We start from the raw sequence: 25,095 nt of genomic DNA, 5'->3' as shown, positions 1-25,095 counted from the left end.
GGTGCTCTCCTTGTCAGGCAGATCGTTGCAGAGGGTCGGGGGTTGATGGGGTAGATTCGGTCCGAGCCGTTGCTGCGTCGTAGGCACAGTAAAAATCGCGCGCCCAACGCTGACGTATGCGATCCCGTCCATCCCCCCCGAAAGGACGCAGCCAGATGCCGAGGTCATCGAGTAGGCGAACATAGTCGACGGCGCAATCGTCGGCGGCCAAGAGTGAAACGACTTGGCGCAACAGGTCGGGCAAGCCCTCCGGTTCGGCGCTAAGGAGCGCGATGAAACGCCGCTCGATGCTCGTGCTTTCACGGACATGGGCGAGATGCCCCAACGCTGATGCGAGGGTCTCGCCTTGCCGGTGCTCCGGATGGAGGGCAAACAGCCCGGCGCCGAGATAGAGCGCCTTGCGCCAAGGATCCTCCGCATGTCGCTCGGGTCCGACGAAGCGTTCGACATAGGGATAGGCGCGGGGGAAGGCTCCGGGATCGAATCCCAGGCTGCGCCGCAAGTGTGCCAAGGCGCCGCGATCATGATCGGCGAGACCCGTCAGGTGGGCGATGAAGGATTGAGCATGCTCGCTCATGAATTGACCTCTTCTCGGGTGGTTTCGGTCTCTGGCTGATCGAGCGAGCGCAGCAAGCGCTGAATCTTCGGGATTGCGCGCGCTTGTGCGCGAAGTGCCGCAGGCGAGTCGCCGACCGCGCCGCGTGTTGCATCCCAAGCGTCTTGCGTGGCGCGCTTCAGCGCACTTGCCCAGTGCCCATATGCCGCATCGACGTCTCCGGCAGCGATCCGCTGCATCAACTCCGGCAGCGCACGTTCGACGCTGGAGAAGAAAGCGGAGGCGGTCGGTCCGTTGTCCAGGACGGTTCTTGCGCGCGCCCTGGTGTCTTTGTGGTCGGGATCCGGCATCGCGCTTGCGATCATCTCGGCGCAGAGCGTGCGTAGGCGGAAATAGAGATCTTCGCCCTCGCGAATCCGGGCCCGAACTTCGGCCGCGGCATCTGGATCGGCCAAAAGCGGCAGCGGCAGATCGACACGCTCGACGCGCCAGCGCAGCAGCTTAGCCTGATCGCTTGCCAACCCGGCGACGAGCACGGGAACGGGGGCGTCGAATTGCCCTGTTCGATTGCGAAGATTCGTCGCCCATGCAAGAACGGCCGCCGGCTGATTGAATTTGCCGCTCGGGTCCGGAACCAGGGCGGGTAGCTCTCGCCAAACGGCCCGGCCTTCGTAGAACGACATGCGAACCGCCTTTCCATCCTTTGCGATCCGGTAACAGGCCATCGGATCAGGGCTTTTGACATCTTCTTCCAAGGCGAGGCCGGCGGCGAAACGGACGTGTCGAACGAATCGCGGGTTACTCTCCGGAACCAGCAGAACGGCACGACTGATCCGTGTGTAGCGGTCGTTCGGGCCGGTTGCGAGCCTTGGTGCTGCACGGAGTGCGGCGATGCCGGGCTGAAGTTGCTCCCAGGCCGGCAGATCATCGGCAACTCTTACGCTGTACGGATGGAGGTTGAGCAGCAACGATTCGTCGAGGTGATCACCGAGTGACATGACGGCTGCAGTATTGGATAGCGGCCCTGCCTTGTCGGAGTCACGGATGGTCTTGACCAGTCCGCCAGGCGTAAACTGCAGAAAGCCCAAAAGATGCCGACAGGCGAGTGCCGCGCTAATCGAGGACGGCGTTTCATCCATGGCGTGATCGAACACCACAGGGGTATTTCCGCTCCCGCCAGCCAGGCAGACCTGCGTCCATGGCTTCAGTTTTTCTCGTGTCTCGGGCGCTTCAGTCAGTGCTTTGACTTGCATGAAGGGCGCCTCTTGATGAAACAGCCAGAACCGCTCGCGCCACTGATCGAGATAGGCCCGAATCGGTGCCTCGGGTACACCCTCCCGGTACCAGCGCGCCCGGTCCGCATCCTTCCAGGGTCCGTGTTGCGTGGTCAGGGCGCGATGCAGGAGCGCGAGCAGAACGCGATACAGGGCGATCAGGTTCGGTGGCGATGTCTCGGCGAGTGAGCTGATCCGGTTCGCTTCGACGAGTGCCTGTGTCAGGCTGACGTCGCGAACCTCTCCGTCCGGGAATCGCACCGGTATCCAGGGCTCGTCCAAGAGGTTGAAGGTCGGTTGGGTCTGATCGGTCATGCTGACTCCGAAAGCGTTGTCAGAGGCTCATAAACGAGTCCAAGCTCGGGATCGAGGAGTAGGCGTACGCCGCCGATCTCGGCGACGCCATCGCAGAGTGGTAGGGGACGAAGGTGACGGAGCAACGGATGTTCGTCGAATCCCTTCGGCAACCGCTCGGCAATGAGCGCATGAAGAACGCCCTTCCGGCTGATCCTTATCTGACGGGTGAAGATGCGCCTGGCCAAGGAATCGTCCGGGACCACGTCCGGGTCGAAGGGTTGGTCGCCCGGGAGCAGACGCCAGCCTTCGTCCGAGACCAGGACCGGCACGGCCACCAGACTCTGCTCTCCCAGGCGCGTGATGACGGGTATGCCGCCCTCGCCTTGCTCCTCGCTCGCGCGAGGTTTCCCCTGATAAGCCGTTTGCGGCTCGTCCTCGGCGTCGATGGCGACATTGGCCGCCTGTTGCCGCTGCGTCTGTAGCACGCCGTAGTGCTCTCCCAATGCCTTGTCGAGGGTCGCCAAAAGCTCGGGTCTGCCCTCTTCTTCGAAGGGATCTTGCGAGTAAACGGCCTGCACCAATCGATCGATATCGGTGGGTAGTTGCCACAACGGCTCGCGGAGCACGACGGCCCAAGTGGAATAGAGGATGTAGGGGTCGTAGACAAAGCCCCAGGCGGTGTCGGTTAGCTCCGGAGGCCGTTCCGGGAGGAGGCCGGCGATCCGCAGATGCGGCTCGTCGTGCGCAGAGGGTCGCGCTCGCTCATGCCGATGCAGTCGGCCTGCCCGCTGCAGGAGCAGATCCATCGGCGCCAGGTCGGAAAGCATGAAGTCGAAATCCAGATCCAGACTTTGCTCCGCCACTTGGGTGGCGATGAGGAGACAGCGCTTCGGTCGCTGGGATTCCGGTACCCTCCCGAAACGGCGAAGCACCGCAAGCTCATGCTCACTACGCTCGTCTGCGGGGAAGCGCGCATGGAACAAAAGGATCTCGTTTGGATCCCTGATCCTCTGACGCAACAGCCGATAGAGATCCTGAGCGCGCTGAACCGTGTTGACCACGACAAGACCGCAGCCGTCACTCGCGAGATCGGCCAGGGCTTTGCTCGCGAGGGTTTCGATGTCCTCGGCGATTCCCGAGATCCGGATCGGCGCCAGCTGTCGACAGGCAACGGTTTCTCCGAAGGTCTCGCCGTCTCGAGCCATCAAAATGCGCGGGTATGGAATGTCCGGCCGATCCGCCGCGCCCCAGGCGTCGAGCAGAGCCGCTCGGCGCCGGGCGGGGAGGGTGGCGCTCATCAACACCACCGAGCAGCCGAGTGCCTTGAGCCAACGCAAGAGGGCCTCGATCAGACCGCTGGTGTAGGTGTCGTAGGCATGGATCTCATCGAGAACCACGACACGGTTGCTCAAACCCCAAAGTCGCACGAAGTGGTGCTTGACGTTGAGGGTGGCGAACAGGGCCTGATCAACGGTCCCGACGCCATAGGGCGACAGCAGAGGGCGTTTGCGTTGCGAGAACCAAACCGAGGATGCGATCGATTCCGCCGGGGAGTGATCAACCCCTCGCAGCCGTTGAATGCGCTCGTCCAGCATCGCCCCGCCATGCGCCAACTGGATGTCCATCGGCGCATCGGAGAGGAAGCTCTGCAAGAAAGAAAGCGTGCGATCGAACATGGCGTTGCCCGTCGCCTGTGTCGGCAGCGCGAGGTAGAGCCCCCGGTGTCCGTTTATGGCCTGCAGCCGCACATGGGCGAGGAGTGCGAGCTCGGTCTTGCCCTCGCCCATCGGGGCCTCGACGATCATCAGAACGGGGCTCGTTATCCGACAGAGCAGTCGATCTGCCGCCAGTTGCAGCGGTCGGGCTTCGATTGCCGCGTCTGACTGGCCCAGAATCCGTCGAATCAGCGTATCGGTATCGGATGCCGTGTCGAGAAGCGGCCGAAACTTGGGCCAGCCGATCGCGTCGAGTGCTGCGTCTGCCAGGTCGTGGGCGTTGGCGTAATGTTCGCAGAGGGTTTCTCCTCGCTCCCCCTGCGGAAACCAGTCGGGGTTTGAACCGATCCAGTCTGCGACACTCGTCAGACCGGCGAGCCAGGCGACCGCCGGAAGCGGGATGTCATCCGATTCGGGACCATCGCCGGGTGCCATGGTTTGGAGATAAGCATCGAGGATCTCGGACCTGGCCGCTGCCCATTCGGGCCCTTCAAATCGCGGCATCGCATCTCTGATTTCGTCGGAGCGCGGCATGTAGCCGTGATGGGCGCTCAAGGCTTGCGAGACGGCAAGCGTCCAGCCGGCATCGGGTGTCCTTGATGCGAAAAGCCGCCGGAGCAGTGCGGCACCTGCCAGATCGTGACGGTGGACGGCAAGGGTGACTGCCCTGAACGCAAGCCCTGCTGCTTCGTCGGCCGCCTGTCCGCCCGGCCATTTGAATTGAAAGCCCGGAATCGCCTTGCCGAAGTCGTGCAGTCCGACCATCGCGGCGATCCAGCGTACGGTCAGGTCGGAGGGCAACGCGAAAGCCCGCGACGCCCAGTCCAGTGAACGCGATGATTCACGGGCTAGGATGGCCTCGGCGACCGCGGCCACATCCAGCATGTGGGCGAGCAGGCTGTGTCCGGTCTCGTCGCCGCTCTTGGCCCAGAGGGTTCGGGCAGCGGCAGAAAGCCCCGTGAAATCGGAGGGGTGCGGTCGAGGCGTTTCCTGCGCTGTGTCCATGAGCGATGGTCCTTTTGTGTTCGACGGTCCCATCCTACAGCATGCGGTGGCTCATTTCGTGAGCCCGCCGGTGGGCCGATCGTGCTTGACGTGTGAATGCGATTCCTGCGGATGGAGGTCGACTTCAGTCCAGGGCAAGGATTCGCAATGGTCATTGGTGAGTCGGCCGGGAGTTCGGGCTGTGGTACGTCATGGCCCACGCTTTGTTGTGTCGACTTTTGTTCGGCTGGTGGATGGCTTCGGTCAACACTTCGGTAAACGACTGATCAAGACCCCCGAACTCTTCATTCTCGACAAGGGGTTGGCGCTGGCCTGGTTGGGCATTGGCGAAGCCGACGCCTTGTCGATCCACGCACAGCGCGGCGCCCTCTTCGAAACCCAGGTGGAATCGGAGTTGGCGAAGCAGTGCTTTAAAGTGGGGCGACCGGCCGAATCGTATTTCTGGCGCAAGGACACGGGCAACGAAACGACCTGCTGTTCGAGGTCGCCGGCCGACTCCAGGCCGTCGAGATCAAGTCCCGCGCCACCTTCGCCGGCGACTGGCGTAAGGGCCTAAAGCGCTAGCAGAAACTCGCGGACGATGTGAATCAATTCCAGATGTGAACGATACCCGCAATGCCTGCGTTGCGCTTCGCCGGGTAGACTTGCGAGCGTGATTGTTCACCCGTCCGGGGAGGCATCGATGCTCGTAGTGTTGCCGGAGCCGCCGAGAGGCGAGGGGGTCTGTCTGAGGCCGTTTGTCCCCGCGGACGCCGAGGCATTCGCCTGCGCGGCGCGCGAGTCTGCGCGCGCGGTGGGGCGCTGGATGTCCTGGTGTCATGAAGGTTTCAGTGTCGCTGAGGCACGCGCCTGGTTTGCGATCTGCGCGGCGGAGCTTGCTACCGGCACGGCCGTGGAGCTGGGGATCTTTGCGGCGGACGGGAGCGAGGTCCTCGGGGGCATCGGTCTGAATCATCTCATCGCCGAGCACAAGCTCTGCAATCTGGGATATTGGGTGCGCGCATCACGGCAGCGGGAGGGGGTTGCAGCACGCGCCGTGCGAGCGATGGCACGTTTCGGCTTTGCGGAGCTGGGGCTGATGCGGATCGAGATCGTTGTTGCGGAGGGGAATCTGTCGAGTGCCGGCGTCGCGCGCAAGGCAGGCGCGTTCTATGAGGGGTTGGCACGCAACCGGTTGGTCGTCGGCGGTGTCTCGGTTCCGGCGTGGATATTTTCGATGGTTCCGGATGCCGTCGGGCACTCGCAATGACCGATAGGGTCCGTTGTCTGTCGGTCGTGGTTCTGATCTTCTGGTTGGCCGTCTCGACCTTGCCGGTGCGGGCGGAACAAGATGTCGTTCCGGTCCGAGCGGGCGATAGTCTCTGGAAGATCGCGGATCGGATCGCGCCCGAGGCGGGGTTCAGTCGCGATCAGGTGATGCTGGCCCTGTTGGAGGCGAATCCGGAGGCCTTCTCGCCGGCGTGCAATGTCAACGGGGTCTTGCGTGTGGGTGCGGTTTTGCGGGTGCCGTCGGCAGAGCGCATTGGCGCGCTGGATGCGGAGACGGCTCGGCTGAGCATCGCGCGTCAAGTGCGTGAGTGGGCGGAGCATCGCCGCACGGGGCGGCCCCTGGTGTGTCCGCCGGCCGATCGGGGCCTGCCGGAGTCACCGCCGACGGCAGCCCCGGAGGTGATCGCCGAGCCGATCGCGGAGCCGAGACCGGAGTCAGCCGCGACGCCGCCCGCCGAGCCTGTGTCGACGCTGTCGCCGCTATCCGCCGAGGTCTTCCCGAGTCCTTCAGAGCCGCCACCGGCAGCAGTTCGGGTCGAGCCGGAGGCATCGCTCTCCGGCGTCGGCACGGAGCGACCGGTTGCGGAGTCCACATGCCCCTGTCCGGCGGAGGCAGCGGGCGGGGCGTCGCCGAGCGAGCGGCCACCTGTCACGTTGCCGGCGGAAGGGGCGGACGAGGGCGCAGCGCCTCCGCTGCCGGAGGGGCCGATCGCGCCGGCTTGGCTGTTGGTCGCACTCACCTTCGCTGTGTTCGCCGCTGCGCTGATTCGCCGCGAGCGTCGAGCCGCGGCCGCGACGGCGTCCGGGTCGGCGTCCGGGTCGGAAGGGGACGCCGGGGTGGATGTCGCGACGGCGCCGCCTCGGCGCGTCGCGCTGCTGCTCGCCTGGCGTCGCGGCGATTTGGTCTTGCTTCTGCTGGCCGCCCTCAGCGGGTTGCTCGGCGCCCTGGTTACCGTACTGTTTCGCGAGGGCATCCACGCCTTGGAGCGGGTGCTCGCGGGTCAGAGCGGCAGCTTGGTCGTGATGGCGGAGTCGCTGCCGGCGTGGCAGCGCCTGCTGGCCCCCGCTGCGGGTGGTCTGGTGGCCGGGTTGATCCTGGCGCAGATCGGGGGACGGCTGCGCGGGCGCAAGACCACCGACTATATGGAGGCGGTCGCAATCGGCGATGGGTGGATCAGCGTCCGCCACAGCCTGGTCAAATCGGCCTCGTCCTTGGTGACGGTGGCGACCGGCGGGTCCATCGGGCGCGAGGGGGCGATGGTGCAGTTGGCCGCGATGGTCGCCTCGGTCGTCGGTCGGGTCGCCCGGTTTCCGCGCGATCGCATGCGGCTTCTGGTTGCGGCGGGGGCGGCGGCGGGGCTCGCTGCGGCCTACAATGCACCGATTGCGGCGACCATCTTCGTCGCCGAGATCGTGCTCGGCTCCATCGCCTTGGAGTTCATCGGCCCGCTGATCGTCGCCGCGGTCATCTCCAGCGTGACCGTCCACGACATCATGGGGTACGCGCCGGTCTACGAGATTCCCGAATTCCAGTTGGTCAGCGACTGGGAGCTGGGGCTCTACCTTCTGCTCGGCATCACGGCGGGACACCTGGCGCCGGTCTTCCTGAGTCTGCTCGGGCGTTCGCATCGCGCGTTCGCTCGGATGCCCTTGCCGCTGGCCGCGCGTATGGCCATCGGGGGGCTGATCGTCGGTGCCATCTCGGTCTACGAGCCCGCGGTCTGGGGCAATGGTTACAGCGTGGTCAACACCGTGTTGAACGAGCCCTGGGTCTGGCAGGCACTCCTGACCGTGATGGTGCTGAAGATGCTTGCGACCGCGGCGACCCACGGCTCCGGTGCCGTGGGCGGCGCCTTCACCCCGACCCTCTTCGTCGGCGCGCTGCTCGGTGTGCTGTTCGGAACCCTTGTTCACGCGGTCTTGCCGGTCGGGACCGCGCCGCCGAGTGCCTACGCGGTCGTCGGCATGGGGGCCATGCTAGCCGGGACGACTCACGCCCCCTTGATGGCGATCCTGATGGTCTTCGAGATGACGATGGACTACGAGATCGTCCTGCCGCTGATGCTCGCCGTCGTTACGGCGCATTACACGGCACGGCAATATTCCGATATCTCGCCCATGTACGCCGAGTCGCTGCTGCCGCGCGAGACGGATGCTCCGCGCTGAACCTCGTGCCGCATGCCCTGCTTCGAGGTCCCTTGAGGTTCGCATGATCCGCCGTTGCGGCACCCTCGGCGAGCACGTCGGCCAGGTCCCGGTCGATGTCCGACGTTGAGATGGGCGCGCTTGTCCGAGCACTTAGGCGGACATTGGCAGGTCGATCCATACCTATCGGATGTCTCTCAGTGTTCGTCGTTTTCGCTGGACGCCTCGGTGACAACGACGCGGTCACGTCCGGCGCGCTTTGCCCGGTAGAGCGCCTTGTCGGCCGCCTTGATGCAGTGGTGTATGGATTCGTCGGGGCGGAAGCTTGCGACGCCTACACTCAAGGTCAAATGGAGAATCTTGTCTCCGAACCGGATTGGTTTGGCGGCAACCATACTCCGAACCCGTTCGGCGACGACCAACGCCGCTGTCGAATCGCTGTCCGGGAGCAGGAACAGGAACTCTTCGCCGCCCCAGCGGGCGACCAGATCTCGGGGCCGCAAACCTTGGGTCAATTCCTTCGCGGTCTGACTCAGGGCCTGATCCCCTGCATCGTGTCCGAAGGTATCGTTGATGCTCTTGAAGCGATCGATGTCGGCCAGCAGGATGCTGCACGGCGTGTTGCTGTGCTGAAAGCGAGTGGCATGGATGTCCAACTGCTCCAGCATGGCCCGCCGATTCATTAAGCCGGTCAAGGGATCCGTCCGCGCCACTTGAGCCAGCATCTCCTCGGCCCTTGCGCGCTCCCCGACTTCGTGGAGCAGCCTCGCATTGGTGTCGGTCAGCTCACGCGTGCGCTCCGAGACCCTTCGCTCCAAGAGATCCCTGGCCTGCCCGGCCGACCGCTGGGCGGCGTCGGCTTCCATGCGGCTCTGGATCACTCGGCGCGACATGGCGTTGAAGGCGTCCGTCAGCTCCTCCAACTCGTCGCCGCTGTGAATCCGAACCGCGTAATCGGCATCGCCTTGGGCGATTGCCCGGCAGCGCTCGACCAGCATCTGGATCGGCCTGGTGAAATGAACCGAGAGGGCGCGGCTGAACAGCAGGGCAAGGATCATGGAAAGCGTTAAGGAGAGTGCGCCGGCAAGGCGGATCGTGGCCAGCTTGCGCTCGAACTCATCGGCGCGCATGTCGAGACCGACCAGATACTCGCCGTGGGCGTTTCGAAGGGGCGAGTACCCGGACATGAAGGATCCCCACTCGTCCCGATAGACCTGAGCGTCCACGGAGGGATTGTGAAATCCCCGTAGTAGGGCCGGGGTGAGGTCCTTGTACTCGCGTCCCGGCAGGGCTTGTCGCTCCGACTCGTCCGAGTCGAGGACGAAGAAGACCCGAACGCCGCTGCGCCGCATGATATAGGCATAGGCGATGTCGGGATTGGCGCGGGAGAGATCGCGCAGGAGGTCGAGGTGGCGCCGATAGGTGTCGCTGTCCGAATCGGAGGCATCCCGAATGCCCTCGACCTCACGGGCGTCCAGGGTCTGGCCTAATAGGGCCGCGCTGCTCTGGAGGCGCAGCCGGATGCTCTCGACCAGGCTTTGCACCGCGCTGTAGTAGAAGTAGGTTCCGATGCTGCCGGATACCAGCAGCACGGCCAAGAAATGGCTTAGGAAGAGCTTGCGGCGGATGCTCAGACGCATAGAGTCTCGCGGCGCCATCGCGCGCTGCTCATGATAACGGACGAGGTGTTTTGGGCTTTGCGCTCAACACCCAAGGCGCCCCGGAATCTCGGCGCAGAGGCCGGTCGGCACCAAGGCCGTCATCGTCGATTGGCGGGCGGCGTCCTTGGTCGGACGCCGCCCGCCAAGCCGGGCTCGGATCAGGCTACCACGCGGGTCCCCAACCGCCCCAGGAGTCCCAGTCCATCGAGGCCATTTCGTTTTCCTCGGCGATCTCCTGCTGGACTCCGAGCTTTTGATAGCGGTCGTATGCCGCCTCGGTTCCGACATAGATGCACTTACAATCGGTCGCATCGGCCCAGACGAAGCGAATGGCGCCGTCCGGACCCGTCGTGCGGGTGAGTTTGCGTTGGGGCAGGGCGGCGACCTGCGCGCTTTGGGCCGGGGTCTTGGCGAACTTCATCTGGAAACCGGCCGCGGCCAACATGCGCTCCGTGCTTTGGGTCTCCGATTGTTGGATCTGAGCGCAGCCGCTGAAAGACAGCAGTGCGCAGAGCGCAAGCGCCCCGCCGGTTGCGCGAGAGAATGACCTTCCGAGTCCGCTGTTCTTCGCGTTCATGTTTGGATCGATGCTCCTGGTTGGTGAAACGGTGTGTGCCTTCGTGGGAAAACCGCGCACCATTGTCGCCGGTGAAAACACTGCAGGCGCGCCCCCAAGTGCGACTACTCCTGCGTTGTCGCACCTCCTGCAGCGACAGCGGCGGCCCGACGCTAGCCCCCCGCCCGAGGCTTTGTCAATGACCGAGGCACGTACGCACGGGGCTAGTCCGGGCCGACCAACCCCTCGAGATACGCGGGCCATTGGGACGCCGGTATCGTCTGCCGATTTGCGGGAGGGTTCTCGATGTCCGCGTCCGGCAGGCCGGGTGAACGGAAGAGATGCAGCCTCGGTTGGCTGTCGGTGAGGCTGACCGAGACGCTGAAGGGCTGGACCACCGCCGAGAGCTCGCCGTTGAGGAGTTTGTCGCGCATCAGCAGATCGGCGAACAAGACGAGCTTGCCGGCGCTGAGCCGGGCGTTCCAGATGTGGATGCTCTCGTCGCGGAGCTCGATCCTGGCCGAGCCCTCGACGTCGGGCACGGTGAGGAGCCGGCCGAGCCAGTCGCGCTCACGCGCTTGGGCGATGAAGAGCCGGGCCAGCGGGCCGGTGTCGCGCATGCCGAGCTCCAGACGGGATTCGAGTCGGAGCGGCTCGGCCCAGACCAGGCGGGCCTCGTCGAGCTGCAATTGTGCCCACCAATCGGCGGTCTCGCTGCCGTCGGGTGCGCTGAGCGTGACCCCGTCGAGGCGAATGCCGGAGCCGGAGGCGTCGAAGGTCATGGTCGCGATGTCGCCCTTGCGCAGGCGTGCCTCCAGCCTGAGATTGCCGCCGAGGCGTTGCTCGTCCAACCGCAGGCGTGTATCGGTGCTGCTCAGGCTGATCTCGCCGTCGGCCTGTTGTCCGTCGAGGTTGAAGAGCATCGTCAGGTCCGCGCTGCCGGACAGGAGCTCGAGCCCGGCGTCCTGGGGCAGGTAGCGGTTGTAGACGGACAGATCCTTGAGCTGAGCCTTGGGAAGGGCGATCCGGGTGCGGACGTCGTTGATGCGATCGGCTCCGGTCGCGGCTTTCAGGTGGGGCGTGCGGCTGTTGAGGCTGAAGTCTTCGCCTTCGATGTAGTCTGCCGAGCCGTCCTGTCGTCCCAGCGACACGCGTGCCAGCGTCAGATCCAGCTCGGCGCCCGGGTCACGGGCCTCGCCCTCGGTCTTCAAGCTCAGCCGACCCTTGCCGTGCGCGCGATAGTCGAGGAAGTCGACCTGGAGCGGATCGGCGTCGATGCGCACCTGGCTGCCGGGCGCGAGCGTCTGGAGGCGGAGCCTCAGATCGGCCGCCAGCCGTCCCTCGCCGCGGATCCGCACGCCGTGTGACTTCGGTAGGAAGTTGTCCAGGAAACCGAGCTGGGTCACCTGCCCGTCGAGCAGGATCCTGCCTTGCATGGCCGGGTTGGGCTTGCGTTCGGCATCCAGCCAATCGGTGAAACGGGCCTCCTCGAACGTCAGTACGCTGCTCAGTCGTTCGTTTCGGGGGTCTCCGCCGGCTTGCAGCTCCAGGCGGGTGCCGGAGAGGTCCAGCGTCGTGCCGTCGAGGCCGACGTCTTGCAGTGCCAGATCGAGACCGATCCGGCCTTCCACCGGGGTCTCGAACAGCTCGCCCCGGATGCCCTCGCCCGTGAGCGCAAGTTTGCCGCCGGCGCGCTGTTCGCCGAGCCGGATCTCGCCCTCGCTCAGTGCGCTGCCGCCGCGGAATCGAAAGGGCGCCTGATCCGGGAGATAGCGGTTGATGACGCCGATATCCGGCATCCGGGCGCCGTCCCAGCGCAAGGTCACGCGTGCAGCATCGGCCGAGATGTCGGCCAAGGCTTGTGCGGACGGCGCGGGTATTTCGATGTCCAGTGCGATGGCGGCCGACTCGAGCAGCGGTCGGGACTCCTCGCGGTGCCGCAGACTGGCCTCGGTGAAGTGGGTCCCCAGCGTGAGCGTTTCGCCTGCGTCGCCCTCTTGCCACCGGGCATCGAGTGCCCCGGCGCCGCCGATCTCGAAGTCCAGGAGACGGGCGCTCAGCGCGCCGGCATCGACCGTGAGACCGCTCCCTTTCGCCGGCGTGCCGTCGACGATGTTCAGCTCGGCGACCAGGGTGCCGCTGCCGTCGAGTTGGATGCCGCGGCCCCCCAGCGTCCGACCTAGGAAGGCGTCGAAGAAGCCGAGGTGGTTGACCTCGCCCGAGATCAGGACTCGCCCGTCGATGGGGATGGGATCGGGGCGCCGATCCATGGCGCGCAACTCGACGATCGGGCGGGTGAGCCGGAACTTGGCCTCGTCGAGCGTGAATCGGGTGATCAAGGGGGCCGATTGCCGTGGTTGCGGGTCGGCGAGCGCCTCGAGGGTCAGCCGGGTACCCGAGAGGTCCAGCGTCTGATCGGTCGGGTTCATGCCGTTGATGCGCAGGTCGAGCTGAAGCTTGCCCTCGACGTCGGTCTCCAGCAGGGAGAGTCGGACATTGTCGCCATGCAGATCGAGCACACCATGCAGTCGGTCGTCCTCCCAGGTCAGGACGGCATCCAGTCCGGCCAGTCCGCCGCGCAGGGCCACCGGGCCACCCGGCGGAAGATAACGCGAGAAGACCGCGACATCCGGGACGACGGCCGATGTCCATCTGAGCTCGGTTTGTTCCGGCAGGTCCGGGGTTTGGAGGAGGTCGGCCCCGGCGAGTCGAGATTCCAGGCGAAATTGTCGGCTGTCGAGGAAGCGCGCGTCATCGCCTTGGTCGCGCATCTCAACGTCGGTGAGGTCGATCCCGAGGATGGTCTCGGTTTGGCTCAGCTCATCGGAGATCACCTGAATCTCGACGCGGCCGGCACCGTCGAGTCGGTAGAGGGTGTTGCCTCCGATCGGCCGCGATGCGCCACCGGCATCCGCGCCGATGTCAGCGCCGGCCCGGAGCGTCACGCCGAGCGCGGGCGAGTCGAGCCGAAGCTGGCTGCCGGGTTTGAGGTGGCCCCGGTCTATCGACAGCGCGGCCGTGAGGTCGCCATATCCGGACAGGCTTAACCAGGGGATCTCTCGCAGATAATCGTTGAAGAGGTCCCAGGCATCGGCCTTCGCCGAGAGATTCAGATCGCCCGAGATGAAGCGCAGGATCTGTGCGCCCGGGTTTTCGGCGAGGGTGAGCGGCGCGAGGTGCAGATGTGCATCGATTGTCAGATCGCGCGACAAGACCGCGTCCTCGCGCAGCACGCTCGCCTTGTAAAGGTCGAAACGCAGGCTGTCGACGTCGATGTGATCACGGCGCAACCCGGCACCTTCGAGCGTCAGGCCGCCGTCGCCCTCCAGCCGATAGGCGCCGAAGCGCAGAGAGCGCAAATTCTCGGCATCGAGCCTCGAGATCCGAAGCTCTCGGTGCAGGAGCGCGCGCAGCTCAAGTTGCACGGACGCCTCATGCAGGGCGAGGGCGAGGGGCCAGTCCGGGTCGTCGCGCGCGATGCGCAAGTCCCGAAGCCGGAGTTGACCGCTCGGGTAAAAACGCGCCGAGTCCCAAGCGATGCTCAGGCCGCTGTATTCGGTCAGGCGATCCTGAAGCCAACGGCTATTCAGAAGGGGATGGACCGAGAGCGCTAGCGCCGCGGTCAACCCGAGGAGGAGCGCCGCGACGAGCAGAACCCGGCGTCGGGCGGGTCGGGGCGAGGCAGCGTGTTGTTTCTGCGATGAGGGCAAACGATCAGGACTCAGGGAAGAAGGTCTCGTCGAGCAACTGCGAAAGCGAGAACGGGCAATCGGCAGGGAAGCGATCGGGCGGCAGACCGGTTTCTCGAACGGCTAGCGCGATGGCCTTCGGATAGGCCTTTTCGGCTGCGTCCGGGAGCATGCCTCTCAGCGACGGGCTGTCTTCGAGCTGCCCGGCGATCTGGACGCGCTGCTCGGCGATCGATCCGATCCACCCGGAGCTTCGGGCCTCGGGTTGATGCTGCCATTTCAGCAGGCGGGCCATGAGAATGATGAGTCGGTTCGCGAGCTCGCGCTTGTCTCGTTTACCCATGCTCTCGAGCTCGTCGATCAGCAGCTCGCGATCGATCTCTTCGAAACGACCCTCGCGCACGAGGTCGGTGGTGTACTCCAGCCATTGGTAGAAGTCCTTTTCGTAGAGTGGCGTCGACATGGGCGGATCATCGGCAGAGCGAGACAAGCCCCGAGTTTAACCTAAGAACCGGCAGTTGAACGGCCCTTGGAGTGCGTCGCGCGCTTGACGCCGCTCGATCACACCGCCTAGCCTTGGCCCAGCTCCAATGTCCGCCGATGGCCGAGGTCGAGACCTTGACGAAACCCGTGCCGCTTGTCCCCTGTACAGCACAGAACCTCCGACACGAGGCCGGCCGATGAGCATCGTCGCCGTCGTCGGCAACAAAGGCGGCACGGGCAAGACCACCTTGTCCTTGAATCTCGCCGCGGGACTGGCGCGGCGGGGATCGGTCGTCATCGTCGACGCCGATCCTCAGCAGTCCGCCTATCAATGGCGCCTGACCGGGGACGAGAACGCCGCGCTGCCTGCCGTGGTGGCCGCCGCCTTCGGGCTCGAGAAGACGGTTCAGGCCCTGCGCGATGTCCACGACCATGTCGTCATCGATTGTCCTCCGTCCATCAAGGCACCGCAGACCGAGCACGCACTGCGCCTCGCCGACCATGCGCTGATCCCGCTCCAGCCTTCGCCGATGGACCTCTGGGCAACCAGTCATCTCGCCCGCGTCATCGAAAAATTGCGCCCCGAGAACCCGCGACTGCGGGCCTTGATCGTGATGAGCCAGATGGAGCCGCGCACGACCCTCTCGCGCCTGATGCCCGAGGCCGTCGCCGAGCTGGACCTGCCGGTCGCCCGAACCTCCCTGCAGCGCCGCTCCATCCATCGTCTCTGCGTGCTCGAGGGGCGCAGCGTCTTCCAAGCAGGTCGTCGCGGTGCCGCCGCGGCGGCCGAGATCAACGACCTGATCGCGGAGATCTTCGACCATGACGACCCCGACCAAAACCACGCGTAACACCGCCCGCACCGAGCGCCGCTTGGTGGATTCCATCCGCAAGGCCAAAAGCGACGCGGGCCAGCCGGGTGATGCCGGGCCGGCGGGCGCGCAAGCGCCTGCGGGTGAGACGGCAGCGGCCCCGGCGAGGCGCGCAAAGCCGACCTCGGCGGGCGCCGCCGCGCGGCCCGTTGCGCGCAAGCGGCCGACTTCCGGGGCTGCCGATGCATCACCGGCCGAGGCCTACCAAAGTCGTCGAAGGGTTTGGCCGGATTGAAAGGCGGGGCTTTCCGATCGACGCGTCAGAAACAAATCGAGCACCGAATCCGATCGTCGTTGTCGTCGATTACGACAACGACTCACGTAGCAAGGGTATTCTCTCGCCGCGCTGTTTGACTTGGTGTTGAACCTTTTGACCCCTTTCTTGGGGGCGGAGCGGTTCTCGGGATCCTCGCTTTGGGCTCGACCTCGCCGTCTGTCAGGGCAGCCGAAGAAGACGACTGCAAGTCGTCGATCCCGGGGTGTTGGCGCGTCGCGATGATTGCCGGTGGTGGGTGACCGGTTCACGAAAAGCAAAAAGCATCCTGAACCGCGTCTCTCCGTCGTGATCGGATGGGGGCGAGGCTCGGCGCAACGCTGACCGATAGGGCAACCGCCGGACGCGGTTCAGTGGCAGACCCGGTTCAGTGGACCGTGCAGACCATGCAGGGGTCGAACGAGCGCACGATGTGTTGCACGGCGACCGGTGTGGTCTCGCCCGGCCGCACCTCAGCCCCGACGAGGGCTTGCTCCAAGGCGCCCGGGACGCCGGCGGCATCGCGCGGGGAGAAGTTCCAGGTGGTAGGGGCGATGATCTGGTAGTTCAGGACGCGACCTCGGCGGATCGTGAGCCAGTGGCCCAGGCTGCCGCGGGCGGCCTCGACCAGTCCTACGCCGATTGCCTCGTCCGGGATTGCTGTCTGCTCGCAGAAGGGCTCGCCCGGCGCGATTGCCTTGACCCAGTCCTCCATCGCCATCAGGACACGCGCAAGCTCGAGTAGTCTCGCGATGACGCGATTCCGCACATTCCCGCCGGATTCAGACACCAGGTCGCGAATCAGGGGATGGCCGTCGATGAGCTGACGGGCCAGCGCGCCGACCTCGATCACCCCGCCCGCGAGTCGCGGGGCCTTGCACCAGCTGTAGGCGTTCGCCTTCTCCGCATCGGGGATGGTCACGCCGTCGGCGGGATGCAAAGGGTCGCCTCCGACCATCCAGCTGTGGCTCGGGTCTTCGGCGATCGACGCGATGTCCAAAGGCTGCGGACCCGTGTCGGCCCAAAGACCGGTTCGGAAAAGACGGTCGCCCCCGCTCGGGTAAGCGCTGTAGCTCATGAAGCGATCGGTCGCGCGTCCCAGACGGGCCAAGCCGAGGTCATCCGCGATCTGCAGGAAGCGGCGCAGGTCGCCTCGGCCCGGGTCGCGTGCAGCCCAGGCGTCGAGGGCGCTAGCACTGTCCAGCGCGACGAGGGTCTCCAAGGGATCGCCGAAGGTCTCGCGCTCCAGAAAACGTCTGAAGGCACCGAGGATGGCGAGCAATCGGATGCGCTCCTGCGCCTGCACCGGCTTGGCGGTTCCGCCCGGTTGCAGACTCAGGCTGTGCGGCCACTTGCCGGCGAGCAGGCCCATCAGATGCATGAAGTGCGCGCGCGCCGGCAGGACCACTCCCGCTGCCGAGCCACTTAGGGCCCGGAAGCGCATCTCGGTGTCCGCATACCAAGGCCGGTCGGCATAGACCGGACGTGCGAAGTCCGGCATGAAAAACAGATAAAAATGGGTCAGATGGTCGGCCAGGTTCTCGCAGGCGAGGATGAGGTTGGTGGCCAGTTCGCCGTTCGGCGGCATGGCGACCCCGGCCGCGTCCGCCAGCGCATAGGCCGCGGCCACCGACTGAGAGACCGAGCAGATCCCGCAGATCCGCGGCGTGATCACCAGGGTATCGCGCGGGTCCTTGCCTTGGAGGATCTGCTCGAAGCCGCGATAAAGGGGCGAGTTGACGCGGGCCTTGCGCACGCGTCCGTCGGTGACCTCGAGCTGAACCTCCAGGTCGCCCTCGACGCGGTTGAACGGGCCCAAGGTGAGTGTGCTCATTCGGGGGAGTACCGCGGGCGTCCAGCCTCTCGCCGCCGGCCTCCAGCCCACGGGCTCGAGCCCCGAGTGTCCGACCATGGGCCGGTTGGCTGGTGCGGGTCATGGGAGCCACACGACTGCAAAGGGAAAGAGTCTGTTTCGATCGTCATGCTGGTTTCCCTTGCGGACGAGTGTCGAGGCGGATCAACGTTGCGAAGATGTCTTACGTCGGAAAAGTCGGCGGCTGGCGGCTGGGTGCCGGAGGCTTTTCGGATCACCGCAACTTTGTCGGCCGAATCGTCGGCGGTACCGCGACATGGTCCGACACGGCGTTCTTGCGCAGTCGCTCCGGTGTTGCGGCCTTCGCCAGCGAGGAGAGCGCAACGAACCAGGCCTTGGGCATGTCGGTCGGCAGGCCGATCGGGATGCCGGCGAGGCTGGGAGTTTCCGCAAAGGCATGGCCCGGTTCCTCGAACTCGGGCGAGGTGCAGTTGATGCAGGCATAGCCGCCGCGCGTGCAGGAGCCCGAGCCGTTCCAGAGTCGAGTGTTGCAGTCGGCGTGGGCCTGGGTGCCGAGGCAGCCCAGATGCTCCATGAGACAGCCGAGATCCGACGGTGTGCGGGCGCTCGCCTTGTATTCGTAGAATTCGTTGCGTGGGCAGCCGTGATGGACCAATTGGTCGGCGTACATCCGGGGGCGGGCGTAGGCATCCAGGTCTTGGGTCGTGAGTCCCTCCAAGGCGATCGCCATGAGGGTCTCGGTGACCCAGTCGGGATGGGTCGGACAGCCGGCGACATTGATCACCGGCAAGCCGGCCCCGGAGCGATAGTCGGTGCCGAGCAGACCGCCGCGGTATGTCCCCTCGAACTGGAGTCCGCAGGCATCCGTGGGATTGGAGCCGCCGGCGGTGACCCCGCCGAACGCGGCGCAGGTGCCGATCGCGAGGCAGTAGTGCGCTCGGGCCGCCAGACGCCTCACCCAGTCGATCATGGGTGTGCGGGTGCCGGCAAACCGGTGAAAGGCGCCTGTGCCGTTCGGTCCGCGCAGGAGCGCGCCTTCGATGCAGAGCAGGTCCAACGCCACCTCGCCCGTTTCGACGCGGGCGAGCAGATCGAGCACCTCGCCGCCGCTCGCCTCGCTCAGCGAGGGGTGCCAGAGGACACGGATCCCGGCGCCGCCGAGTGTCTCGAACAGGCCCGGTGCCTCGGCGCCGAGCAGCGAGAGCGTGCAGCCGCCGCACCCGCCGGACTGGAGCCATAACAGGTTCATTGTGAACCGCGTCCGGTGTCGCGCATGAAGCCGTCGGGGATTGCGTCGCGCAGCGGACTCGGGATGCCTCCGCGGTGACGCGGTTCAGTGATATTAAGGGGCATCTTGGTTGGGCCCTGTTTCGGGCATCGCGTCGCGACTCAGCGGCAGCTCCAGGCGGAATTCGGCGCCGCCATCCGGGTGGTTTTCGGCGGTCAGGTTGCCCCGATGGTCGGCGACGATGCTGTAGCTGATCGACAGTCCCAGTCCGGTTCCCTGGCCGACCGGTTTGGTCGTGAAAAAGGGGTCGAAGATGCGGCTCAGGTCCTGCTCGTCGATGCCGGGGCCGTTGTCCCGGACGCTGAGCCAGGCGGTCGTCTCCTCCTGTCCGGCGGTGATCGACAGTCGCGGTGGCTGCGTGTTGTCCCGCATCGCGTCGAGTGCGTTTTGGACCAGGTTCATGAGGACCTGATGGATCTGTCCCGGATGTCCCTGGATCGTCACCGTGTCGGGGAGGTCGAGCGTCGTCTCGATCTCCCTGCGTTCGCCTTTGGTCACCCAATGCACCGCCGTACGGACCAGGTGGACAAGATCGAAGCGGGTGGATTCGCCCTGCTGGCCGGATGAGAAGCAGCGCAGATCCTGCACCAGGTCGCGGACGCGCTCGGCGCCTTCGAGCGTGCCTTTGATCAGCGGATCGAGATCCGCCAGAAGCCGCTCGATGCGCAGCTCCGCCTTGAGCGCCTGCAGCTCGGTGGAGGGTCCGGAGGCGTCGACCGCCGCGCAATAGCGCAGCAGCCGCTCGCGATAGCGCGAGAGGGCATGCACGTTTCCATAGACGAAGCTGATGGGGTTGTTCAGCTCATGCGCTACGCCGGCGACGAGCCGGCCAAGCGAAGCCATCTTCTCGGCGTTCACCAGGCGACCCTGGGCGCGCTTGAGGTCGTCGTGTGCCTGGGCCAGGTCGCGATAGGCACGGCGGAGCTCGCCGACCGGACGACCGATCAGGACCATGCCGACCAGACGTCCGCGGTGGTCGTACCGCGAGGTGCAGTTCACCGCGAGCGGGACCTCCTCGTCCACGCCCTTGAGTGCAAGCTCGCAGTCGTGGATGGCCTCGGCGCGGATCTGTTGCGCGAAGCTGCTGGCCATGGGCAGGCAGTGCTCGGCGAGCAGGGCCAGGAAGGGTCGCCCGCGCAGATCGGCCTCGCTCCAACCCGTCAACGTTTCCAATGCGCGGTTGACCTGTTGGATGCGCCCCTGGACGTCGCACACGATCAGGACATCCGTCATGGAGGCCAGCACGCTCGCGATGAACTGCTGGGCATCCTCCAGGGCGCTGTTCTTCTCTTCGAGCTCGCTCTGATGCCGGATCAGATCCGCGTAGGTCTCGTCCATCTTTCGGATGACATGGATCCAGGTCGCCTCTGCCGTCGGCTCGGGGCAATCGCCGTGCTGTGCGATGCCCGCGGGACGCGGGTCGGCGGGGCGGGGATCGGCTTGGGTGGAGGCGCGCGTCATGTCGTGCTGTCCGCTGCGAGGTCGAGGACAAGCATAGGCGATTTCGCGCGGCGGATTTCACGGAAACGGCAAGGGTTGCCGGACGGCGCAGACCTGGCAGCTGGGGCCGACGCCACGGGTGGATCCTCGGCCTCAGCGGATCGGTATCGGCTTGGTCGCACACGGACGTGCGACTTGCGAGCCCGCCGAGCCGAAAAAGGTTGGTGATCGGCGCGCCGCCGGACGGGTCCGACGGGGCGTTTCGGTCAGGCGTAGGCCGGTGCGAAAGCGGCGGCCGGATCGGATACAGGACCCGTGTCGGACCAATAGGGCGAGAGCTTGCGCAGCTTGGCGACGATCGGCGGCACGGCTTCGATGACTCGGTCGATCTCCTCCATGCGGTTGTAGCGCGAGAGGGAGAAGCGTGTGGTGCCGTGGGCGGCGGTAAAAGGGATCCCCATCGCGCGCATCACGTGGGAGGGCTCGAGCGAACCGGAGGTGCAGGCGGAGCCGCTCGAGGCGGCGATGCCGAGTTTGTTCAGCAGCAGGAGGATCGCCTCGCCCTCGATGTATTCAAAGGCGATGTTGCTGGTGTTGGGCAGGCGGTTGGTCGGGTCGCCCGTCACGAAGCAATTGGGGACAGTGCGGCCTGGCAAGGCCGCGTGTTCTAGCGGGTGGAACTCCCGCCTGGGTAATCGCTAGCCACGAGCCCGGTATCGAGCCTTGCGGCGCGGCTGGTAACAGCCGCGTCGATGCGTAGGCACGACAGCAGGCGAGGTGCAAAGGTAACGGGTGGAGCCGACCTTGAAGGTGTTGAGCCCCGAAACATTTGGTCGGGAGTGCCGACGGGTTTGTCCCTCCGGCAGGCAACAGTCCGTGTCGCGTCATGGCGAGTGGCACGGGTACTCCCCGGGTCCGAGGCCGTATCGAGCCTGACATCGAGAGCACGCGGTAACCAGGGAGATCCGTGTATCGGTCCGTCGGAGGCGGGCACCCGCGAACAAGTGTCAAAAGCGAGGACGCGGGCAGCGATGCGCGGAAGTCGGAGCCACCTATAGTAGCGTTGATACCCGGTAATGCGGGCGGAGCGAAGGGGTGGCGGTTTGAGACAACGCAAGAGTGAAACACGGCCCTACACCGAGAGGACTCTGACCGTGACCAGCAAGCTTGAGCGTTTCACACTGATGGCGCGCGCGGAACCGCACACGCGGTTCACGTCCCTGATGGGCATGTTGTTTGACCCGGAGGGGTTGCGCGAAAGCTTCGAGCGCCAGGACGGACGCAAGGCGCCCGGAGTCGACGGGGTTAGGAAGGACGACTATGCAGTGGGTCTGGACGCGCGTCTGGAGGATCTGTCGGCACGGATTCGCCGTCTGGGGTACCGGCCGTTGCCGGTGCGGCGCACCTACATCCCGAAAGGGGACGGCCGTTATCGGCCGTTGGGGGTGCCGAGCTTCGAGGACCGCCTGGTCCAAGATCGCCTCGGCCGCATCCTTCAGGCCATTTGGGAGCCGGAGTTTCGGGACTGCTCGTTCGGGTTTCGGCCGGGTCGCAGCGCGCACGATGCGCTGCGCCGGGTGGCCGAGGTCATCACCAACGGGCGCACGCAGTGGGTGGTGGAGGCGGACATCAAAGGCTTCTTTGATCATCTGTCACACTCCCACCTCATGGACTTCCTGGAGCACCGCATCGGCGATCCCAATCTGTTGCGGATCGTGCGGCGGTTCCTGAAGGCCGGCATCATGGAGGACGGCGCGTTCACGGCCAGTGAAGAGGGCGCCCCACAAGGGGGTCTGGTCTCGCCCGTGCTGAGCAATATCTACCTGCACTACGTCCTCGACCTTTGGTTCGAGAAACGCTTTGCGGGGACCTGCACGGGACGGGCGTACCTGATTCGCTATGCCGACGACTATGTGGCCTGCTTCGAGCACGAAGGCGATGCACGGGCCTTTCTCACCGAGATGACCGCACGGCTGGCGCAGTTCGACCTGGAGGTCGAGCCGAGCAAAACGGCGCTGCTGCGTTTCGGCAGCGACCAGCTGGGTCGGACGCGGGCGGAGACGCCCGGACCGCGTACCTTCAGCTTCCTCGGCTTCACTCACTGTGTCGGGAAGAGCCGGCGGGGGCGCTTTGTTGTCGGGCGTAAGAGCGACGGCAAGCGGGTCGGCAAGAAGCTCAAGCTCCTGAGCGAGCGTCTGCGGGGGTTGCGGGCGCGAGGCGGGCGGGCGATGGTGGCGTACCTGATCCGGCATCTGCGCGGACACATCCAGTATTACGGTGTGAGCGGCAATAGCCGGGGCGTATCGGGTTACCTTTACGCCGCAACGGGCCTGTTGTTCAAATGGCTCAACCGGCGCAGCCAACGTCGCTCGTTGACCTGGAAGCGCTTCTACGCGGTCATCAAGCCCATGCTCCCGACGGCGCGGATCATTCACGACCTCTACCCCGTTCCTTGGTGGAAGACTCAAGCTGGGAGCCGGATGGTGTAACACTCCAAGTCCGGTTCTGCGAGGAGCCGGGAACAAACCGTCGTATGGCCGAGATCATGTGGCACCGCCGGGAAACCAGGCGGCAAACAGAGAACACAAACATCAGCCTAACCGACGGTGAGGACCCGGCTTACTCTCCGCCGCGAGGATGCCTTGCTCGAGCCGATCGCGCATGGCCCGGACTCTGGTCTTCTCCTCGTCTATGTGCACCATCGCCATCTCGCACGCCTTGCCGAGCCCGACGATGGATGCGCTATTCTCGGTGCCGGCACGCCGGCCGCGTTCCTGATGCCCGCCGCGCAGCAAGGGACGAAAGCGCGTGTTGCGCCTCAGATAGAGGACACCGATGCCCTTGGGCGCATGCAGCTTGTGTCCGGAGAGCGAGAGCATGTCGATCGCGGTGTCCTTCAGATCGATGGGAAGCTTTCCGACGGCCTGTACCGCATCCGTATGAAAGAGCACGCCGGCCGATTTCGCCAGCTCCGCCATCTCCTGCACCGGGAAGAGTGTGCCGGATTCGTTGTTTGCCCACATCACCGAGACGATCGCGACGCGATCGGAAAGCAGATCCATGTACTGCTGGATATCGAGCCGACCCTTGCCGTCGACCGGGAGGTAATGGACCTTGTAGCCCTCGGTCTCCAGGTGCTGACAGAGCGCGAGGATCGCCGGATGCTCCACGACCGTGGTGATGATCTCCTTACGCTCCGGCTGCGCCGTGAGGGCGGAGAGGATCGCGGTGGAATCCGACTCGGTCCCGCAGGAGGTGAAGACGATTTCGGAGTCCTGCGCGGCCCCGAGCAAAGCCTGCACCTGCTGCCGCGCCTGCTTGATGGCATGACCGACCCGGTTGCCGTAGGCATGGATCGAGGAGGCGTTGCCGAACTGCTCCGTGAAGAAGGGCAACATGGCCTCGACCACCTCGGGCGCGACCATGGTGGTGGCGTTGTTGTCGAGATAGATGCCTTGGGTGTCGGGTGGAGTCGTCATGGATTGATGGCCTCGTGAAACCTTCGGTGGTATTGGAGTGCGGCTGTCTGCCTCCGGCATTCTGGTGCGCTCTCGCGCCGTAGGCGGGACGCTCATCAACTCGGCCACTTGCTGATCGGAGCCGTCGGGTGGACGAGCGCAGCGCAGTCCACCGACGCATGCGCAGGGCTTGGTGGACTTCGCTTTGGCTCGTCCACCCTACCGACCGCTGCGATGAGCAAGCCCGGCCGCACGGTATTCCGTCATTGACTTTCCTTTCGCTGGCGGCTGGCGGCTGGCGGCTCTTACGCGCTCTTGCGCATCGCCTTCGACGGCAGCACCCGCACGAACTCGCCGAGGTCCTCGACGATGCGCTGCTGGATCCCATCGAGCGTGGTCGATGCCATCTGGCAGCCCACGCAGGCGCCTGTCATGTTGACGTAGACGTTTTTGCCGTCGATGTCGATCAGCTCCACGTCGCCGTGGTCGCGCTGCAGGTTCGGGCGGATCGCCTCGATGGAGCGCTCGATGCGGCGGATCCGTTCCAGATTGCCGAGCTTGCGTCCGCCGCCTGTCGCTGCCGCCTCGGGTGCCTTGGCGTAAGGGTCGAACGCCTTACCCTGCTCGGCGAGGACGCGGCTCAGGATGGCCTCGACGCCCTCGTGGCAGGCCGAGCAGCCGCCACCCGCCTTGGTGTAGTTCGCGACCTCTTCGACGGTGGAGAGACCGTTGGACCGGACGGTGTTTTCAATCAGAACCGCATCGACCGCGAAACACTTGCACACCAGGGCGCCTTCCTCGTGGTCGTCCTTCCATTCCTCGCCGCGATAGTTGGCGATCGCCGCCTGCAGCGCCTCGCGACCCATCACCGAGCAGTGCATCTTTTCGGCGGGTAGTCCGTCGAGATAGTCGGCGATGTCCTGATTCGTGACCTCGAGCGCCTCGTTGAGCGTCATACCTTTGATGATCTCGGTCAGCGCGGAGCTCGAGGCGATGGCCGAGCCGCAGCCGAAGGTCTGGAAGCCGGCATCGAGGATCACCTCGCTCTCCGGATCGACCTTGAGGGTCAGGCGCAGCGCATCCCCGCAGGACAGGGAGCCCACGTCACCCGTCGCATTGGCATCCGCGACCGCGCCCGCATTGCGGGGATTGAAGAAGTGCTCCTGAACCTTTTCCGAGTAATCCCACATTGCGTGTCTCCGGTTGGCGTTGCGATGAGCGAGTGAGTCGGGACGGATGCTCAGGCCGTGGCTTGAGTTTTGCGTCTGTCTTGCCGAGCCATGCAGCAAACCGTGTGCCA

18 protein-coding genes are annotated in these 25,095 nt (G+C 65.4%); 5 read left to right on the top strand and 13 right to left on the bottom strand.

Translation table 11 applies throughout. The features are described from left to right. Positions 1–13: 13 nt before the first annotated feature. From casB to cas3, 3 genes are read right to left on the bottom strand one after another with little or no spacing between them, the layout of a single operon-like run. Positions 14–577 carry a type I-E CRISPR-associated protein Cse2/CasB gene (gene casB / locus LT988_RS05105; RefSeq protein WP_232409146.1) on the bottom strand — a complete coding sequence of 188 codons (564 nt, stop codon included), beginning with the start codon at positions 575–577 and terminating at the stop codon, positions 14–16. Next, a complete protein-coding gene (gene casA / locus LT988_RS05100) occupies positions 574–2,145 on the bottom strand; it encodes a type I-E CRISPR-associated protein Cse1/CasA (RefSeq protein ID WP_232409145.1) in 1,572 nt (523 codons plus the stop codon). Before casA ends, casB begins: the two co-directional genes overlap by 4 nt. Further along, positions 2,142–4,847: a CRISPR-associated helicase Cas3' gene (gene cas3 / locus LT988_RS05095; protein ID WP_232409144.1), complete on the bottom strand. Its 2,706-nt coding sequence runs from the start codon at positions 4,845–4,847 to the stop codon at positions 2,142–2,144. The genes casA and cas3 overlap by 4 nt, the downstream gene beginning before the upstream one ends. 181 nt (positions 4,848–5,028) lie before the next feature. Between cas3 and LT988_RS05090 the strand changes: the two genes are divergently transcribed. From LT988_RS05090 to LT988_RS05080, 3 genes are all read left to right on the top strand, one after another. After that, a complete protein-coding gene (locus LT988_RS05090; RefSeq protein ID WP_232409143.1) occupies positions 5,029–5,403 on the top strand; it encodes a DUF4143 domain-containing protein in 375 nt (124 codons plus the stop codon). A 126-nt stretch (positions 5,404–5,529) separates the two neighbouring features. Continuing rightward, positions 5,530–6,096 (top strand): GNAT family N-acetyltransferase, encoded by a 567-nt coding sequence (locus LT988_RS05085; protein WP_232409142.1) that lies wholly within the window; start codon positions 5,530–5,532, stop codon positions 6,094–6,096. Next, entirely contained in the window at positions 6,093–8,282 is a 2,190-nt protein-coding gene (locus tag LT988_RS05080) for a ClcB-like voltage-gated chloride channel protein (protein ID WP_232409141.1), read from the top strand. The genes LT988_RS05085 and LT988_RS05080 overlap by 4 nt, the downstream gene beginning before the upstream one ends. A 176-nt stretch (positions 8,283–8,458) precedes the next feature. Here LT988_RS05080 and LT988_RS05075 read toward each other — a convergent pair whose 3' ends face one another. From LT988_RS05075 to LT988_RS05060, 4 genes are all read right to left on the bottom strand, one after another. Then, positions 8,459–9,901 carry a diguanylate cyclase gene (locus LT988_RS05075; RefSeq protein ID WP_232409140.1) on the bottom strand — a complete coding sequence of 481 codons (1,443 nt, stop codon included), beginning with the start codon at positions 9,899–9,901 and terminating at the stop codon, positions 8,459–8,461. A 184-nt stretch (positions 9,902–10,085) separates the two neighbouring features. Beyond that, positions 10,086–10,499: a hypothetical protein gene (locus LT988_RS05070; protein WP_232409139.1), complete on the bottom strand. Its 414-nt coding sequence runs from the start codon at positions 10,497–10,499 to the stop codon at positions 10,086–10,088. 203 nt (positions 10,500–10,702) lie between these two features. Then, positions 10,703–14,104, bottom strand: coding sequence for a hypothetical protein (locus LT988_RS05065; RefSeq protein WP_232409138.1), 3,402 nt, complete (start codon positions 14,102–14,104; stop codon positions 10,703–10,705). A gap of 88 nt (positions 14,105–14,192) precedes the next feature. Next, on the bottom strand, positions 14,193–14,630 hold the full coding sequence (locus LT988_RS05060) for a DUF29 domain-containing protein (protein ID WP_232409137.1): 438 nt from the start codon (positions 14,628–14,630) through the stop codon (positions 14,193–14,195). Between the two features lie 217 nt (positions 14,631–14,847). Between LT988_RS05060 and parA the strand changes: the two genes are divergently transcribed. Next, positions 14,848–15,501 (top strand): ParA family partition ATPase, encoded by a 654-nt coding sequence (parA, locus tag LT988_RS05055; RefSeq protein ID WP_232409136.1) that lies wholly within the window; start codon positions 14,848–14,850, stop codon positions 15,499–15,501. Positions 15,502–16,163: 662 nt separating this feature from the next. Here parA and LT988_RS05050 read toward each other — a convergent pair. From LT988_RS05050 to LT988_RS05035, 4 genes are all read right to left on the bottom strand, one after another. Then, positions 16,164–17,609: a nickel-dependent hydrogenase large subunit gene (locus LT988_RS05050; protein WP_232409135.1), complete on the bottom strand. Its 1,446-nt coding sequence runs from the start codon at positions 17,607–17,609 to the stop codon at positions 16,164–16,166. Positions 17,610–17,862: 253 nt separating this feature from the next. Next, a complete protein-coding gene (locus LT988_RS05045) occupies positions 17,863–18,858 on the bottom strand; it encodes an NADH-quinone oxidoreductase subunit B family protein (protein ID WP_232409134.1) in 996 nt (331 codons plus the stop codon). Between the two features lie 93 nt (positions 18,859–18,951). Next, complete coding sequence (locus LT988_RS05040) at positions 18,952–20,358, bottom strand: sensor histidine kinase (protein WP_232409133.1); 1,407 nt, start codon at positions 20,356–20,358, stop codon at positions 18,952–18,954. 245 nt (positions 20,359–20,603) lie between these two features. Then, a complete protein-coding gene (locus tag LT988_RS05035) occupies positions 20,604–20,993 on the bottom strand; it encodes an aminotransferase class V-fold PLP-dependent enzyme (RefSeq protein WP_232409132.1) in 390 nt (129 codons plus the stop codon). Between the two features lie 498 nt (positions 20,994–21,491). Between LT988_RS05035 and ltrA the strand changes: the two genes are divergently transcribed. Then, positions 21,492–22,826, top strand: coding sequence for a group II intron reverse transcriptase/maturase (gene ltrA / locus LT988_RS05030; RefSeq protein WP_232407872.1), 1,335 nt, complete (start codon positions 21,492–21,494; stop codon positions 22,824–22,826). Positions 22,827–22,928: 102 nt separating this feature from the next. Here ltrA and LT988_RS05025 read toward each other — a convergent pair whose 3' ends face one another. Together LT988_RS05025 and nifU are read right to left on the bottom strand one after the other, a co-directional pair. Then, on the bottom strand, positions 22,929–23,816 hold the full coding sequence (locus LT988_RS05025; protein WP_232409131.1) for an aminotransferase class V-fold PLP-dependent enzyme: 888 nt from the start codon (positions 23,814–23,816) through the stop codon (positions 22,929–22,931). Positions 23,817–24,100: 284 nt separating this feature from the next. After that, complete coding sequence (gene nifU, locus LT988_RS05020; protein WP_232409130.1) at positions 24,101–24,985, bottom strand: Fe-S cluster assembly protein NifU; 885 nt, start codon at positions 24,983–24,985, stop codon at positions 24,101–24,103. Between the last annotated feature and the right edge of the window lie 110 nt (positions 24,986–25,095).

The organism is Thiocapsa bogorovii, assembly GCF_021228795.1.
In the GTDB taxonomy this organism is placed as follows: Bacteria; Pseudomonadota; Gammaproteobacteria; order Chromatiales; family Chromatiaceae; genus Thiocapsa; species Thiocapsa bogorovii.
Note: the sequence above shows the minus strand (reverse complement) of the source record. Positions and strands in the feature narration are given on the sequence as shown.

Excerpts from the sequence above, each read along its gene's own strand:
- casB (WP_232409146.1), bottom strand. The coding sequence starts at position 577 with ATGAGCGAGCATGCTCAATCCTTCATCGCCCACCTGACGGGTCTCGCC.
- casA (WP_232409145.1), bottom strand. The coding sequence starts at position 2,145 with ATGACCGATCAGACCCAACCGACCTTCAACCTCTTGGACGAGCCCTGG.
- cas3 (WP_232409144.1), bottom strand. The coding sequence starts at position 4,847 with ATGGACACAGCGCAGGAAACGCCTCGACCGCACCCCTCCGATTTCACG.
- LT988_RS05085 (WP_232409142.1), top strand. The coding sequence starts at position 5,530 with ATGCTCGTAGTGTTGCCGGAGCCGCCGAGAGGCGAGGGGGTCTGTCTG.
- LT988_RS05080 (WP_232409141.1), top strand. The coding sequence starts at position 6,093 with ATGACCGATAGGGTCCGTTGTCTGTCGGTCGTGGTTCTGATCTTCTGG.
- LT988_RS05075 (WP_232409140.1), bottom strand. The coding sequence starts at position 9,901 with ATGCGTCTGAGCATCCGCCGCAAGCTCTTCCTAAGCCATTTCTTGGCC.
- LT988_RS05070 (WP_232409139.1), bottom strand. The coding sequence starts at position 10,499 with ATGAACGCGAAGAACAGCGGACTCGGAAGGTCATTCTCTCGCGCAACC.
- LT988_RS05060 (WP_232409137.1), bottom strand. The coding sequence starts at position 14,630 with ATGTCGACGCCACTCTACGAAAAGGACTTCTACCAATGGCTGGAGTAC.
- parA (WP_232409136.1), top strand. The coding sequence starts at position 14,848 with ATGAGCATCGTCGCCGTCGTCGGCAACAAAGGCGGCACGGGCAAGACC.
- LT988_RS05050 (WP_232409135.1), bottom strand. The coding sequence starts at position 17,609 with ATGAGCACACTCACCTTGGGCCCGTTCAACCGCGTCGAGGGCGACCTG.
- LT988_RS05045 (WP_232409134.1), bottom strand. The coding sequence starts at position 18,858 with ATGAACCTGTTATGGCTCCAGTCCGGCGGGTGCGGCGGCTGCACGCTC.
- LT988_RS05040 (WP_232409133.1), bottom strand. The coding sequence starts at position 20,358 with ATGACGCGCGCCTCCACCCAAGCCGATCCCCGCCCCGCCGACCCGCGT.
- LT988_RS05025 (WP_232409131.1), bottom strand. The coding sequence starts at position 23,816 with ATGACGACTCCACCCGACACCCAAGGCATCTATCTCGACAACAACGCC.
- nifU (WP_232409130.1), bottom strand. The coding sequence starts at position 24,985 with ATGTGGGATTACTCGGAAAAGGTTCAGGAGCACTTCTTCAATCCCCGC.